At 68.5% G+C, this 14,951-nt stretch carries 10 protein-coding genes; 1 reads left to right on the top strand and 9 read right to left on the bottom strand.

The genetic code is table 11. The features are described from left to right. Both rplC and rpsJ read right to left on the bottom strand, forming a co-directional pair. Positions 1-645, bottom strand: a complete 645-nt coding sequence (gene rplC, locus J5X86_RS05985) for a 50S ribosomal protein L3 (RefSeq protein ID WP_078647580.1) — start codon at positions 643-645, stop codon at positions 1-3. A gap of 13 nt (positions 646-658) precedes the next feature. Further along, the gene (gene rpsJ, locus J5X86_RS05980) at positions 659-967 is read right to left on the bottom strand and encodes a 30S ribosomal protein S10 (RefSeq protein WP_003948644.1); all 309 of its coding nucleotides are present in this window, start codon (positions 965-967) and stop codon (positions 659-661) included. 594 nt (positions 968-1,561) lie between these two features. Here rpsJ and J5X86_RS05975 point away from each other — a divergent pair. Continuing rightward, complete coding sequence (locus J5X86_RS05975; protein WP_243979617.1) at positions 1,562-3,709, top strand: PIG-L family deacetylase; 2,148 nt, start codon at positions 1,562-1,564, stop codon at positions 3,707-3,709. Between the two features lie 666 nt (positions 3,710-4,375). On the opposite strand, the gene J5X86_RS05970 is transcribed toward J5X86_RS05975, so the two are convergent. The 7 genes from J5X86_RS05970 to J5X86_RS05940 all read right to left on the bottom strand — a co-directional run bounded on the left by J5X86_RS05970 (position 4,376) and on the right by J5X86_RS05940 (position 14,916). After that, positions 4,376-5,539 (bottom strand): SRPBCC family protein, encoded by a 1,164-nt coding sequence (locus tag J5X86_RS05970; protein ID WP_208515749.1) that lies wholly within the window; start codon positions 5,537-5,539, stop codon positions 4,376-4,378. After that, the gene (locus tag J5X86_RS05965; protein WP_208515748.1) at positions 5,532-6,101 is read right to left on the bottom strand and encodes a hypothetical protein; all 570 of its coding nucleotides are present in this window, start codon (positions 6,099-6,101) and stop codon (positions 5,532-5,534) included. Before J5X86_RS05965 ends, J5X86_RS05970 begins: the two co-directional genes overlap by 8 nt. Before the next feature lie 113 nt (positions 6,102-6,214). Next, positions 6,215-7,408: an elongation factor Tu gene (gene tuf / locus J5X86_RS05960; RefSeq protein ID WP_078642909.1), complete on the bottom strand. Its 1,194-nt coding sequence runs from the start codon at positions 7,406-7,408 to the stop codon at positions 6,215-6,217. Positions 7,409-7,635: 227 nt separating this feature from the next. Continuing rightward, positions 7,636-9,756 (bottom strand): elongation factor G, encoded by a 2,121-nt coding sequence (gene fusA / locus J5X86_RS05955; RefSeq protein ID WP_208515747.1) that lies wholly within the window; start codon positions 9,754-9,756, stop codon positions 7,636-7,638. Positions 9,757-9,794: 38 nt separating this feature from the next. Then, on the bottom strand, positions 9,795-10,265 hold the full coding sequence (rpsG, locus tag J5X86_RS05950) for a 30S ribosomal protein S7 (RefSeq protein ID WP_078642907.1): 471 nt from the start codon (positions 10,263-10,265) through the stop codon (positions 9,795-9,797). Positions 10,266-10,267: 2 nt separating this feature from the next. Further along, positions 10,268-10,639 (bottom strand): 30S ribosomal protein S12, encoded by a 372-nt coding sequence (rpsL, locus tag J5X86_RS05945; RefSeq protein WP_014054153.1) that lies wholly within the window; start codon positions 10,637-10,639, stop codon positions 10,268-10,270. Between the two features lie 377 nt (positions 10,640-11,016). After that, positions 11,017-14,916, bottom strand: coding sequence for a DNA-directed RNA polymerase subunit beta' (locus J5X86_RS05940; RefSeq protein WP_208515746.1), 3,900 nt, complete (start codon positions 14,914-14,916; stop codon positions 11,017-11,019). Between the last annotated feature and the right edge of the window lie 35 nt (positions 14,917-14,951).

Below are 14,951 nucleotides of genomic sequence, written 5' to 3'. Positions count from 1 at the left end.
TCAGGCCCCCTTGGCCGCGGTACGGACCAGGACGAGGCCGCCGTTCGGACCAGGAACCGCTCCCTTGATCAGGAGCAGACCCTTCTCCGCGTCAACGGCGTGGACGGTCAGGTTCTGGGTGGTGACCCGCTCATTGCCCATGCGGCCGGCCATGCGCAGGCCCTTGAACACGCGGCCCGGGGTGGCGCAGCCACCGATGGAGCCAGGCGAGCGGTGCTTGCGCTGGGTGCCGTGGCCGGCGCCGAGGCCGGCGAAGCCGTGGCGCTTCATGACACCGGCGGTGCCCTTGCCCTTGCTGGTGCCGGTCACATCGACCTTGACACCGGACTCGAACGCCTCGGCGGTGACCTCCTGGCCGAGCGTGTACTCGCTGGCGTCAGCGGTACGCAGCTCCACCAGGTGGCGGCGCGGGGTGACGTCGGCCTTGGCGAAGTGGCCCTTGAGGGGCTTGTTCACCTTGCGCGGGTCGATCTCGCCGAAGGCGATCTGGACGGCGCTGTAGCCGTCCGCGTCATCGGTACGGACCTGGGTCACGACGCACGGCCCGGCCTTGACGACGGTGACCGGGACGACACGGTTGTTCTCGTCCCACACCTGCGTCATGCCGAGCTTCTCGCCCAGGACGCCCTTGATCTGCTTAGCCATCTCGCGCGTCACCTCAGAGCTTGATCTCGATGTCGACGCCCGCCGGCAGGTCGAGACGCATCAGCGAGTCGACGGTCTTCGGCGTGGGGTCGAGGATGTCGATGAGGCGCTTGTGCGTACGCATCTCGAAGTGCTCGCGCGAGTCCTTGTACTTGTGCGGCGACTTGATGACGCAGTACACGTTCTTCTCTGTGGGCAGCGGCACCGGGCCCGCGACCGACGCACCAGTGCGGGTCACCGTCTCGACGATCTTCTTCGCCGAGGAGTCGATGACCTCGTGGTCGTAGGCCTTGAGCCGGATGCGGATCTTCTGTCCCGCCATGGCTACTTCGTAGTCCTGTCTCTCGTAACGCTCTGGGACCTGGTGGCGTTCGCGTCCCTCTCCACCCCACTTCCGACCCACGCGGTCGGGCGTGTCGCAGTCCTTCTCATAAATCTCCATACGGAGATCCCTGGTGAAGGGGGTTGCTGGGGGAGAAAGTCACCCACCGGGCGCCTGGCTGGGGCCCCGCTGACGCTTCCCGGAAGATTCCCGTACTTCCGCCCCTGATCAGGGGCGACGAGTACCGTGGGACTCGCTTCCAGTCCTCCCGGCGAGAGGCGCGCAGCATCGGCACTCAACCGAGCAACCTGGTCAGTGTGCCATAGCGGGCACCGCCGACGCCAATCAGGGAGCGGGGAAGCATACCCCCTACGAGTGAGCCCGCAAACCCGCGGCCATCAGCCCCGCGGGCCCCTGGCCCGTCAATGGCGCCGAAGGCGCGAGACCGAACCCGCGCCGCGCCACCGGCAGGACGATGTGTCCGGACTGTGACCGATACCTCCCGGCCATCGGACAACCTGTCAAGATCACCGCCCGTCCTCTCACTCGGAGCAGCCGGAGACTACGCGCTGCCGAAGTGACAGGGTCACCAAATTGAACAGTCGATGGACAGTGCGGGGAACGGGCACCACCCGCAGGCAGACGCTGGCCGCGCTGGCGGCACTCACCGCGGCCGGAGCGGCCGGGGTCGCCGGTTGCGGGGGTGGAGGCTCGCGCGGCACGGCATCCGTGCCCGCCGGGCCCGCGCGGGCCGGTGCCCCGGGGGCGGCGGAGCCCTTCACCTCGACGGTGGGCGACAAGCGGGCACTGCTCCTGCAGATCATGGCGCACCCCGACGACGATCTGTACTTCATGAACCCGGACGCCGAGCATGTGCTGCGCTCCGGCGTCCCGGTGGTGAGCGTGTACGTCACGGCCGGTGAGGCCCTGGGGATCAACCACCAGGCGGGGACGCCGATCCCGCCCGCCGACAAGGCCGGCTACTCCGCCTCCCGCCATCAGGGGCTGCGGCAGGCGTACGCGCGGATGATCGGGCTGAACCAGTTCGCGCCCTGGCAGCGGTCGGTGCTGCGGCTGCCCGGCGGGGTCGCCGCGGAGACCAACACCCTCGCGAACGGTGCCCGCAGGGTCCGGCTGATCTTCCTCAACATCGCGATGCTGTCGGAGGGCGGCGTACGGATCCCCGCGCTGTGGAACACCCCGGGCACCGTGATGAGCACCCTCCTGGCCACCGGCTCCCCGGTGCCGCACCCGAGTTCGTACGGCCATCAGACGCTGGTCGACGTGCTCGCCGAGATCATGGACCGCTATCGGCCCACGCTGATCCACACGCTGGACCCGGACCCCGACTTCCAGGTGCACGACGTGCTGCACCCCAAGGACAACGATCAGCCGGAGTGCTCGGACCACCGCGACCACACCCCGGTGGCGCTGTTCACCTGGAAGGCGATCGCCCAGTGGGTGGCCGCGTCCGCCCAGCGGGACAAGCACGCCCCGCGCTTCACCACCACCGCGTTCCGCGGCTACTACAACCAGCGCTGGCCGCACAATCTGCCGCCCGCGGTGCTCGCCCGGAAGGCGCGGGTGATCAAGTCCTACGGCGGCGCCCCGGACTGGGACTGCGGCAACGCGTCCGGTTGCGGCGACTACAGCCAGGGCGGTGTGCGCCCGCTGCGGAACCGGAAGGGCTGGATCCGCTCCACCCACTACCGCTACCCCACCGCCCTGCCCGCCCCCACCACCGACGCCCAGGGCCGGCTCGTGGCGTACGGCGTGCTCGGCGCCCAGGCCGTGCGGTGGCGCGAGACGGCGCCCGGCAGCGGCCGGTTCGGGGCGCCGCTGGGGCTCGGCGGCGGACCGCTCGCCCCGGCGCTCGCCGCGGTGCGGGACAGCGCGGGGCGGCAGGTGCTGTTCGCCCTGCGGTTCGCGGCGCTGGGGGGCCAGGGCGCGGCCGACCTGCGCGAGATCGTGGTGCTGGAACAGCGCCGCCCGGACGGCCCGTTCCGCGCCTGGACCGGACTCGGCACCCCCGAGACCAGCACCGAACACGGCCGCCGGGTCGGCTGCCCGGCGGCGGTCGCCACCCCCGACGGCCGGGTCCATCTCTTCGTACGCACCGCGGACAAGGGCCTGGCCACCCGCGTACGGGACGGGAGCGGCCACTGGAGTCCCTGGCAGCGACTCGGCGGCGCCGAGGTCCAGGACGGGCTGACCGCGCTGCTGGACGCGGAGGGTCGGGTCCATGTCCTCGCCCCCGGCCGCGACACCGTCCACCACTGGGCCCAGGAGTGGGCCGGTGGCCCGGTCGCCCTGCGCCCACCGACCGGTCTGCCGCGCCCCGGCGGGGATCCGCTGGGCGCCGCGGTGGCCCCCGACGGCTCGCTCGCGCTGGTCTACCGCACTCCCGCGGCTACCGTGCCCGCCATCCACGGCGACGACACCTCGCTCACGGTGCGGCACTTCGAGGGCTACGGGGCGATCGCCGCGCGCACTGTGGCCGAACCGTCCGGCCGCCGCGAGGCGAAGACGCTGCTGCTGGTCGGCCGCGACCTGGGCGGGGAGGTCCAGGTCCAGTACGGCACCGGCCCGGACGCCAGGCCCCTGCGCTCCCCCGGCCACCTGATCCCGGTCGGCGCCCCGGCACTGCCGGCGGACGACGGCCACCAGGGCGTCTGCGTGGTGGGCATGGCCCCGGACGCCACCCCGTGGATCTGGCGCCCACGCCCCACGAAACGGGCCTGACGGCCCGGCTTACCACCGGGTGCGGCGGGGCCGGGGACACCGTCCCCGGCCCGCGCCCGGCCCACGCCCCCGTGGCGCCCTCGTGGCGGTGCGCCTGGTGCGGCGCGCTCCTGGCGGCATGCCTGGTGCGGCGCCTCCTGGCCATCTCCCCGTACGGCACCTCCCAGGCCGCCCGCCTGGCATCGCACACCCATAGCCGTCCCCTGCTGCGGCGCTCCCCTGGGCGGCATCCCCGGTGCACGTCCCCGTCCGCATCCCCGGTGACTCACTCCCCGGGCGGCGTCCCTGGTCCGCGCCCCGGTGCGGCGCCCCTGGGCAGCGCCCCTGGGCAGCGCCCCTGGGCAGCGCCCCTGGGCAGCGCCCCTGGGCAGCGCCCCTGGGCAGCGCCCCTGGGCAGCGCCCCTGGGCAGCGCCCCTGGGCAGCGCCCCTGGGCAGCGCTAGGCGGCTGCCCAGGTCCGCGTGCCCGGTGCAGCGATCCTCGGTCCGCGTCCCAGTGCGGCGCCCATGAACGGCCACCCCGATCCGCGTGCCTGGTGCGGCCTCCCCGATCCGTGTGCGGCAGACCTTCCCGCCGTACGGCATGACGGGGCCCCACTCGCCGTCTCCGGTCCGGGTGGGGCCCCGTCATGTCCGGCTCTCGGCCGGGGGCGCGTTGGTGCGCGCGCTCAGCGCCGGGCCGCGGCGGCGCGCCGTCGGGGGCGAGCGGCCTCGGGTTCCTCGGCCTCTTCGGGCTCTTCAGGCTGTTCGGACTCCTCGTACGCCTCGGCGTCGTCGGCGTCCTCCGGCTCCTCCTCGTACTCCTCGAAACCGGATTCCGGCTCGGACTCGGCGTCTTCGGGCTCCTCCTCGTACTCCTCCTCCGGCGCCTCATCCGCATCCGCATCCGCATCCGCGGCCGCGTCGTCCTCGTCCTCGTACGCGTCCTCCGCCGCGTCCGCGCGCTCTCCCCCGGCGTCGCCTTCGACTTCGCCCTCGTCGCCGGACTCGGACCGCGGCTCATCGGCTTCTCCCCCGGCCTCGTCCTCGGCCTTGTCGCGCTCTTCCTCCTCCACGGCCGTCTCGTGATCGAGCACGACCTCGCCGTCCCGGATCTCGCCGCGCCAGCCGTCCGTGGCCTCGCCGCGCATCATGATGAACTTGCGGTAGAGCTTCAGGTCGAGGCGCGCCCGTCGGCCCTGGGCCCGCCAGATGTTGCCGGTCTTCTCGAAGAGGCCCTTGGGGAAGTACTCCAGGACCAGCAGCACGCGGGTGAGGTTGTCGCCGAGCGGATGAAAGGTGACGACGCCCTTGACGGTGCCCTTCGCACCCTCGGTGGTCCAAGTGATCCGCTCATCGGGCACCTGCTCGGTGACGTTCGCCCGCCAGCTACGGGTGGACTTGGCGACCTTCACCTTCCAGTTGCTGCTGGTGTCGTCGGCCTTCTCGACGCTGACGACCCCCTTGGCGAAGGTGCTGAACTCCTGGAACTGGGTCCACTGGTCGTACGCCTCGCGGACCGGCACCCCGACGTCGATGTCCTCGACGACCGTCACGCTCTTCGACTTGCCGCCTCCGCTCTTGCCCCGGCCCTTGCCGAAGGCGCCCTTGACCTTCTCCTTCAGCGACTCCGTGAGTGAATCCTTGAGCTGGGACGAGCCGGCCTTCATCAGCGCCTGCCCAGGCGACTTGCCCTCGGCGAGGGACTGCGCGCCCTTGGCGAGGCCGGTGCCGAGGCCGGAGATCGCATGCGTCGCCCGCGCCTGGACGTAGTGGCGCAGCTCGTCCTTGAGACGGTCGGTGGCCGGGTTCGTGACGATGTCGTCCTTGAGCTTGCCCAGCGTGTCAGCCATTGCGGCCCCCCGCGGTCCTGGCGGTCTTCTTGGCCCGGGCGGCACCTGAGGCGGCGGTCTTCTTGGCCTTGCCGGAGCCGGAGGCGGCGGTCTTCTTCACCGGGCGGGCCGGGGCCTTGGCCGCCGCCTTGCGGGGAGCCTTCGGCGGCCTCGGTTTCCGCTTCGGCCCGGATTCCGCGTCAGCATCCTCCGTCTGGGCGGGTTCCTCGTCCTCGGCGCGGTCCTCGTCCCGGGCGTCCTCGTCCTCGCCCCGCTCCTCCTCGCTCTCACCGCGCAGCAACGCGGTGCGCTCATGCAGCGAATCGGCGAGGCCGCCCACCCGGTCGGACACGGCCTTGGTCGCCGCCTGCCGGGTGGCGTCGACGAGTTCCTGGCGCACCTGTCCGTTGAGGCCGCTCAGCAGCGGCATCTCGGCGAGGGACTTCTTCAGCTGCTGCGGATCCAGGGTGATCTTCTTACCGGCCAGCAACATGCCCAGCCCGAAGGCGAGTTTCGCCTTCTTGGTGCGCCCGAGGAGGTAGCCTCCCACGATCGCGACCGTGATCTTGCCATTTGTCATCATCTGTTCGCTCCCGAAGTCGAACGCGGCTTCGATGTGGACGGCCGGGTACCCACATACGAAAGAGCCCCACCCGCCAGTGGCGAATGGGGCTCTTTGCTCCGGGGAGCGTCAGGTCACTTGTTGATCTTGGTGACCTGGCCGGCGCCGACGGTCCGGCCACCCTCACGGATGGCGAACTTCAGGCCCTCCTCCATGGCGACCGGCTGGATCAGCGAGACGGACATCTCGGTGTTGTCGCCCGGCATGACCATCTCGGTGCCCTCGGGGAGGGTCACAACGCCCGTCACGTCCGTGGTACGGAAGTAGAACTGCGGACGGTAGTTGTTGAAGAACGGCGTGTGGCGGCCACCCTCGTCCTTGGACAGGATGTACGCCTGGGCCTCGAACTCGGTGTGCGGAGTGACCGAACCCGGCTTGATGATGACCTGGCCGCGCTCGACGTCCTCGCGCTTGATGCCGCGGAGCAGCAGACCGACGTTCTCACCGGCCTGGCCCTCGTCGAGCAGCTTGCGGAACATCTCGATACCGGTGACGGTGGTCGAGGTCTTCTCCTGCTTGATGCCGATGATGTCGACGTTCTCGTTGACCTTCAGCACACCGCGCTCGATACGGCCGGTGACGACCGTACCGCGACCGGTGATGGTGAAGACGTCCTCGATCGGCATCAGGAACGGCTTGTCGACGTCGCGCTCGGGCTGCGGGATCGACTCGTCGACGGCCTTCATCAGGTCGAGGACGGACTTGCCCCACTCGGCGTCACCCTCGAGCGCCTTGAGCGCCGAGACCTTGACGACCGGAACGTCGTCGCCCGGGAACTCGTACTCGGAGAGCAGCTCGCGGACCTCGAGCTCGACGAGCTCCAGGATCTCCTCGTCGTCCACCATGTCGGCCTTGTTCAGGGCGACAACGATGTACGGCACGCCGACCTGGCGGGCCAGGAGCACGTGCTCCTTGGTCTGCGGCATCGGGCCGTCGGTGGCGGCGACCACGAGGATGGCGCCGTCCATCTGCGCGGCACCGGTGATCATGTTCTTGATGTAGTCCGCGTGACCGGGGCAGTCAACGTGCGCGTAGTGACGCGACTCGGTCTGGTACTCGACGTGCGCGATGGAGATGGTGATACCGCGCTGGCGCTCCTCAGGAGCCTTGTCGATCTGGTCGAAGGCCGAGGCCTCGTTCAGGTCCGGGTACGCGTCGTGCAGCACCTTGGTGATCGCAGCGGTAAGCGTGGTCTTACCGTGGTCGATGTGACCGATGGTGCCGATGTTGACGTGCGGCTTAGTCCGCTCGAACTTCGCCTTCGCCACTGGGGTCCTCCTGTGGAGTGGTTCTGTAACGCATCCACGCTTTGCGGATGGGTTCAGGTTTTCTTACCGAACCGGCCAGGACCCCGAGGGGGATGCCCTTCGCCGTATTCGTCTGGGGGGCCGGCGCCAGGGGCCCCGTCATGGAACGCGGTGGACGCGCTCCACGACGAATGCCCCGATGCCTTGTGCTTCCAGCCTAAAGGGTGAGGAAAGCGGATGAACCCGCCTTACTCGCCCTTGGCCTTCGCGATGATCTCCTCGGCGACGTTCCGCGGAACCTCGGCGTAGGAGTCGAACTGCATGGAGTAGCTGGCGCGGCCGGACGTCTTGCTGCGCAGGTCGCCCACGTAGCCGAACATCTCCGACAGCGGAACCAGGCCGGTGACCAGCTTGGCGCCGCTCCGGTCCTCCATGGACTGGATCTGCCCGCGACGGGAGTTGATGTCGCCGATCACGTCACCCATGTAGTCCTCGGGCGTGGTGACCTCGACCTTCATCATCGGCTCGAGCAGGGCCGGGCTGGCCTTGCGGGCAGCCTCCTTGAAGGCCATCGAACCGGCGATCTTGAACGCCATCTCGGACGAGTCGACCTCGTGGTAGCCACCGTCGAGCAGGGTGACCTTCACACCGGTCAGCGGGTAGCCCGCGAGCACGCCGAACTCCATGGCCTCCTGGCAGCCCGCGTCCACGGACGGGATGTACTCCCGCGGGATGCGGCCACCGGTGACCTTGTTCTCGAACTCGTAGCCGTCGCCCTCGAGCGGCGCCAGCGCGATCTGCACCTTCGCGAACTGGCCGGAACCACCAGTCTGCTTCTTGTGCGTGTAGTCGTACCGCTCGACCGCCTTGCGCAGCGTCTCGCGGTAGGCCACCTGCGGCTTACCGACGTTGGCCTCGACCTTGAACTCGCGGCGCATACGGTCGACCAGCACGTCCAGGTGCAGCTCGCCCATGCCGGAGATGATCGTCTGGCCGGTCTCCTCGTCGGTCTTGACGCGGAAGGACGGGTCCTCCTCGGCAAGCCGCTGGATCGCGACGGCGAGCTTCTCCTGGTCGCCCTTGGACTTCGGCTCGATGGCCACCTCGATGACCGGGGCCGGGAAGTCCATGGACTCCAGGATCACCGGGTTCGACGAGTCGGAGAGGGTCTCACCGGTGGTGGTCTGCTTCAGACCCATGACGGCGACGATGTCGCCGGCACCCACCGAGTCGATCTCCTCACGCTTGTTCGCGTGCATCCGGTAGATCTTGCCGATGCGCTCCTTCTTGCCCTTCACGGAGTTCAGCACCTGGGTGCCGGCCTCCATGCGGCCGGAGTACACACGGATGAAGGTGAGCTTGCCGAGGTGCGGGTCGCTCGCGATCTTGAACGCCAGAGCCGAGAGCGGCTCCTCCTCGGACGGACGACGCTTGATGACCTCGTCCGGGTCCTTGACCGAGTGCCCTTCGATCGCCTCGATGTCGATCGGCGACGGGAGGTACCGGACCACGGCGTCGAGCAGGGGCTGCACGCCCTTGTTCTTGAACGCGGTGCCACAGAACACGGGGGTGACGGTGGTGCCGTCGCCCTTGCCGGAGGCGATGGTGATGCGGCGGATCGCCGCGTACAGCTGCTCCACGGTGGGCTCCTCGCCCTCCAGGTACAGCTCCATCATCTCTTCGTCGTTCTCGGCGACGGTCTCGAGCAGCTTGCCGCGCCACTCGTCGGCGGCCTCGGTGTGGGTGTCCGGGATGTCGACGGTGTCGTACATCTCGCCCTTGGTCGCCTCGGCGGACCAGACCAGCGCCTTCATGGTGACGAGGTCGACGACACCCTTGAAGTCGGCCTCGGTGCCGATCGGCAGCTGCATGACGATCGGCACCGCGCCCAGACGGTCCGTGATCATGTCGACGCAGCGGTGGAACTCGGCACCGGTGCGGTCGAGCTTGTTGACGAAGCAGATACGCGGAACGCCGTAGCGGTCCGCCTGACGCCACACCGTCTCGGACTGCGGCTCCACACCGGCGACGCCATCGAACACGGTCACGGCACCGTCGAGCACGCGCAGCGAACGCTCCACCTCGACGGTGAAGTCGACGTGCCCCGGGGTGTCGATGATGTTGATGGTGTGATCGACGTTCTCAAGCGGCCAGTGACAGGTCGTCGCGGCCGACGTGATCGTGATGCCGCGCTCCTGCTCCTGCTCCATCCAGTCCATGGTGGCAGCGCCGTCGTGGACTTCACCGATCTTGTAGCTCACGCCGGTGTAGAACAGAATCCGCTCGGTGGTGGTCGTCTTGCCCGCGTCGATGTGTGCCATGATCCCGATGTTGCGGACCTTGGCCAGGTCAAGTGAAGTGGTGGCCATCTGGCTCAGTCTTCTCTCGGTTCTCGATGGGGTAGCGACTACCAGCGGTAGTGCGCGAAGGCCTTGTTGGACTCGGCCATCTTGTGGGTGTCCTCACGCCGCTTGACGGAGGCGCCCAGACCATTGCTGGCGTCCAGCAGCTCGTTCATGAGCCGCTCGGTCATGGTCTTCTCGCGACGGGCGCGGGAGTAGCCCACGAGCCAGCGCAGGGCGAGGGTGGAGGAGCGGCCGGGACGGACCTCGACCGGCACCTGGTAGGTGGCGCCACCGACACGACGGGAGCGGACCTCGAGGGTCGGCTTCACGTTCTCCAGGGCGCGCTTGAGCGTGATGACCGGGTCGTTGCCGGACTTGTCGCGCAGGCCCTCCATGGCGCCGTAGACGATGCGCTCGGCGGTGGAGCGCTTGCCGTTCAGCAGCACCTTGTTGATGAGGGACGTCACAAGAGGAGAGTTGTAAACCGGGTCGATGATGACCGGGCGCTTCGGGGCGGGACCCTTACGAGGCATTCTTACTTCTCCTTCTTGGCGCCGTAGCGGCTGCGAGCCTGCTTGCGGTTCTTGACGCCCTGCGTGTCGAGGGAGCCGCGGATGATCTTGTAACGAACACCCGGCAGGTCCTTCACACGACCGCCGCGCACGAGCACGATGGAGTGCTCCTGCAGGTTGTGCCCCTCACCCGGGACGTAGGCGGTGACCTCGATCCCACTGCTCAGCCGGACACGCGCGACCTTGCGGAGCGCCGAGTTCGGCTTCTTCGGCGTCGTGGTGAACACGCGAGTGCATGTCCCACGGCGCTGCGGCGACCCCGCGAGGGCGGGGGTCTTGTTCTTCTCGACCTTGTCCTGCCGGCCCTTGCGGACCAGCTGCTGGATCGTAGGCACCGTTTCTCCGGTTTCTGTGTGCCGATCTCGATAAAGCTAACCTGGGGCTTCTCCGACCCACGCGGTCGGGTGTGTCGCGCACCGCAGCCCTCTGCGAATGTTCGGAGAGTGCGGATTGTTGGTGTCGACACCTCGGCCCCTCGCATGCTGAGGCACCTCCCCGCCGAAGGCTGGGGGCGCACACGCAAGGACCCGGGCACACCCCAGGCACAAGGTCTGAGCGTACCTACCTCATCGACTTCGGTCAAAACAAATGCAGAGCGCCCCGACACGCCGGAAATGGGCTACTCGACTTTTGCCTCCGGCCGAGCCGTCCGGAAACGCCGTAGGGCGGCCACCCCACCATGGGGGTGACCGCCCTGCGAGCGGATCGGGACTTACTGGTTGTACGGACCGTAGTCGTAGTCCTCCAGCGGAACCGCCTGGCCGGAGCCCGTGCCGAAGGGCGAGTAGTCGATGTCGTCGTAACCGACGGCCGAGTACATCGCGGCCTTCGCCTCCTCGGTCGGCTCGACCCGGATGTTGCGGTAGCGGGACAGGCCCGTACCGGCCGGGATGAGCTTACCGATGATCACGTTCTCCTTGAGGCCGATCAGGGAGTCCGACTTGGCGTTGATCGCCGCGTCGGTGAGCACCCGGGTCGTCTCCTGGAAGGACGCCGCCGACAGCCAGGACTCGGTCGCCAGCGAGGCCTTGGTGATACCCATCAGCTGCGGACGGCCGGAGGCCGGGTGGCCGCCTTCCTGGACCACACGACGGTTCTCCGACTCGAAGCGCGAGCGCTCCACGAGCTCGCCCGGCAGCAGCTCAGCGTCGCCGGACTCGATGATCGTCACCCGGCGCAGCATCTGCCGGATGATGATCTCGATGTGCTTGTCGTGGATCGACACACCCTGCGAGTTGTAGACCTTCTGGACCTCGCCCACCAGGTGCACCTGGACGGCGCGCTGGCCGAGGATGCGCAGCACGTCGTGCGGGTTGACGGCACCCACGGTCAGCGGCTGGCCGACGTCGACGCGGTCGCCCTCGCCCACCAGGAGACGGGCTCGCTTGGAGACGCCGAAGGCGGTCTCGTCGGAGCCGTCGTCCGGGGTGACGACGAGCTTCTTGGTCTTCTCGGTCTCCTCGATCCGGACGCGGCCGGCCGCCTCCGAGATCGGGGCGACACCCTTGGGCGTACGGGCCTCGAAGAGCTCGACGACACGCGGCAGACCCTGGGTGATGTCGTCACCGGCCACACCACCGGTGTGGAAGGTACGCATCGTCAGCTGGGTGCCGGGCTCACCGATGGACTGGGCGGCGATGATGCCGACCGCCTCGCCGATGTCCACCAGCTTGCCGGTCGCCAGCGAGCGGCCGTAGCACATGGCGCAGGTGCCGACGGCGGACTCGCAGGTGAGCACCGAACGGGTCTTGACCGTCTCCACACCGTGGCGGACCAGCTCGTCGATGAGCACATCGCCCAGGTCGGTGCCGGCCGGGCCCAGGACCTTGCCTTCGACGACGATGTCCTCGGCGAGGCAGCGCGCGTACACGCTGGTCTCGGCGTCCTCCGCCTTGCGCAGCACGCCGTCCGCACCCTTGGACGCGATCACGAGCTTGAGGCCGCGGTCGGTGCCGCAGTCCTCCTCGCGGATGATCACGTCCTGGGAGACGTCCACCAGACGTCGGGTCAGGTAACCCGAGTCGGCGGTACGCAGGGCGGTGTCGGCGAGACCCTTACGGGCACCGTGGGTGGAGATGAAGTACTCCAGCACGGAGAGACCCTCACGGAACGACGCCTTGATGGGCCGCGGGATGGTCTCGTTCTTCGCGTTGGACACCAGACCACGCATACCGGCGATCTGACGCATCTGCATCATGTTTCCGCGCGCGCCCGAGTCGACCATCATGAAGATCGGGTTGGTCTTCGGGAAGTTCGCGTTCATCGCCTCGGCGACCTCGTTGGTCGCCTTGGTCCAGATCGCGATCAGTTCCTGGGTGCGCTCGTCCTTGGTGATCAGACCACGCTCGTACTGCTTCTGGACCTTCTCGTCCTGCGCCTCGTAGCCCGTGATGATGGCCTTCTTGGCCTCGGGCACGACGATGTCGGAGATGGCGACGGTGACACCGGAGCGGGTGGCCCAGTGGAAACCGGCCGCCTTCAGGTTGTCCAGCGTCGCCGCGACGATGACCTTGGGGTAGCGCTCGGCGAGGTCGTTGACGATCTCGGAGAGCTGCTTCTTGCCCACCGAGTAGTCGACGAACGGGTAGTCCTCGGGCAGCAGCTCGTTGAAGAGCGCGCGGCCCAGCGTGGTGCGCAGCCGGAAGCTGTCACCGGGCTGCCAAGCGGGCTCGCCCTCCTCCGGGATCGGCGGGGTCCAGCCGCGCGGCGGGACGGTGCCGATCGGGAAGCGGATGTCGATCTTCGCCTGGAGCGAGAGCTCCCGGGCGTCGAACGCCATGGTCGCCTCGGCGGCCGAGCCGAAGAACCGGCCCTCGCCCTTGACCTCGCGCTCCTCCTCGTCGGTGGTGAGGAAGAACAGGCCCAGCACCATGTCCTGGGTCGGCATGGTCACCGGCCGGCCGTCGGCCGGCTTGAGGATGTTGTTCGAGGACAGCATCAGGATGCGGGCCTCGGCCTGCGCCTCCGCGGACAGCGGCAGGTGCACGGCCATCTGGTCACCGTCGAAGTCCGCGTTGAACGCGGTGCAGACGAGCGGGTGGATCTGAATGGCCTTGCCCTCGACCAGCTGCGGCTCGAAGGCCTGGATGCCGAGGCGGTGCAGGGTCGGCGCACGGTTCAGCAGCACCGGGTGCTCGGCGATGACCTCTTCGAGCACGTCGTACACGACCGTGCGGCCGCGCTCGACCATGCGCTTGGCCGACTTGATGTTCTGCGCGTGGTTCAGGTCCACCAGGCGCTTCATCACGAACGGCTTGAAGAGCTCCAGCGCCATGGCCTTGGGCAGACCGCACTGGTGCAGCTTGAGCTGCGGGCCGACGACGATGACCGAACGGGCCGAGTAGTCGACACGCTTACCGAGCAGGTTCTGACGGAACCGGCCCTGCTTGCCCTTCAGCATGTCGCTGAGGGACTTCAGCGGACGGTTACCGGGACCGGTCACCGGGCGGCCGCGGCGGCCGTTGTCGAACAGCGCGTCGACGGCCTCCTGCAGCATCCGCTTCTCGTTGTTCACGATGATCTCGGGGGCACCGAGGTCAAGGAGACGCTTGAGGCGGTTGTTCCGGTTGATCACACGGCGGTACAGGTCGTTCAGGTCGGAGGTCGCGAAGCGGCCACCGTCCAGCTGCACCATCGGACGCAGGTCCGGCGGGATCACCGGGACGCAGTCCAGCACCATGCCGTTGGGGCTGTTGCGGGTCTGCAGGAAGGCGGAGACGACCTTGAGGCGCTTGAGCGCACGGGTCTTCTTCTGGCCCTTGCCGGTCCGGATGATCTCGCGGAGCTTCTCGGCCTCCTCGTCGAGGTCGAAGGACTCCAGGCGCTTCTGCAGCGCCGCGGCGCCCATGCCGCCCATGAAGTACGTGCCGAAGCGGTCACGCAGCTCGCGGTAGAGCAGCTCGTCGCCCTCCAGGTCCTGGACCTTGAGGTTCTTGAAGCGGTTCCACACCTCGTCGAGACGGTCGATCTCGCGCTGGGCGCGGTCACGAAGCTGCTTCATCTCGCGCTCGGCGCCCTCGCGCACCTTACGGCGCACATCGGCCTTGGCACCCTCGGCCTCGAGCTCGGCGAGGTCCGCCTCGAGCTTCTTGGCGCGGGCCTCCAGGTCGGCGTCGCGGCGCTGCTCGATCTGCTGACGCTCGACGGAGACATGAGCCTCCAGCGAGGGCAGGTCGCGCGTGCGGCGCTCCTCGTCCACCCACGTGATCATGTAGGCGGCGAAGTAGATGACCTTCTCGAGGTCCTTCGGGGCGAGGTCGAGCAGGTAGCCCAGACGGCTGGGCACGCCCTTGAAGTACCAGATGTGGGTGACGGGAGCGGCCAGCTCAATGTGGCCCATCCGCTCACGGCGCACCTTGGCGCGGGTGACCTCGACGCCACACCGCTCACAGATGATGCCCTTGAATCGGACGCGCTTGTACTTGCCGCAGTAGCACTCCCAGTCCCGGGTCGGACCGAAGATCTTCTCGCAGAAGAGTCCGTCCTTTTCGGGCTTGAGGGTGCGGTAGTTGATGGTCTCCGGCTTCTTGACCTCACCGTGGGACCACTGACGGATGTCGTCAGCAGTGGCGAGGCCGATCCGCAGCTCGTCGAAGAAGTTGACGTCGAGCACTTGTCGTCAATCCCTCTTTCAGGGTCGTGTCTTCG

Origin of the sequence: Streptomyces sp. NEAU-YJ-81 (genome assembly GCF_017592595.1) — a bacterium.
GTDB lineage: Bacteria > Actinomycetota > Actinomycetes > Streptomycetales > Streptomycetaceae > Streptomyces > Streptomyces hygroscopicus_B.
Note: the sequence above shows the minus strand (reverse complement) of the source record. Positions and strands in the feature narration are given on the sequence as shown.

Excerpts from the sequence above, each read along its gene's own strand:
- J5X86_RS05965 (WP_208515748.1), bottom strand. The coding sequence starts at position 6,101 with ATGATGACAAATGGCAAGATCACGGTCGCGATCGTGGGAGGCTACCTC.
- rpsJ (WP_003948644.1), bottom strand. The coding sequence starts at position 967 with ATGGCGGGACAGAAGATCCGCATCCGGCTCAAGGCCTACGACCACGAG.
- J5X86_RS05970 (WP_208515749.1), bottom strand. The coding sequence starts at position 5,539 with ATGGCTGACACGCTGGGCAAGCTCAAGGACGACATCGTCACGAACCCG.
- rplC (WP_078647580.1), bottom strand. The coding sequence starts at position 645 with ATGGCTAAGCAGATCAAGGGCGTCCTGGGCGAGAAGCTCGGCATGACG.
- fusA (WP_208515747.1), bottom strand. The coding sequence starts at position 9,756 with ATGGCCACCACTTCACTTGACCTGGCCAAGGTCCGCAACATCGGGATC.
- rpsG (WP_078642907.1), bottom strand. The coding sequence starts at position 10,265 with ATGCCTCGTAAGGGTCCCGCCCCGAAGCGCCCGGTCATCATCGACCCG.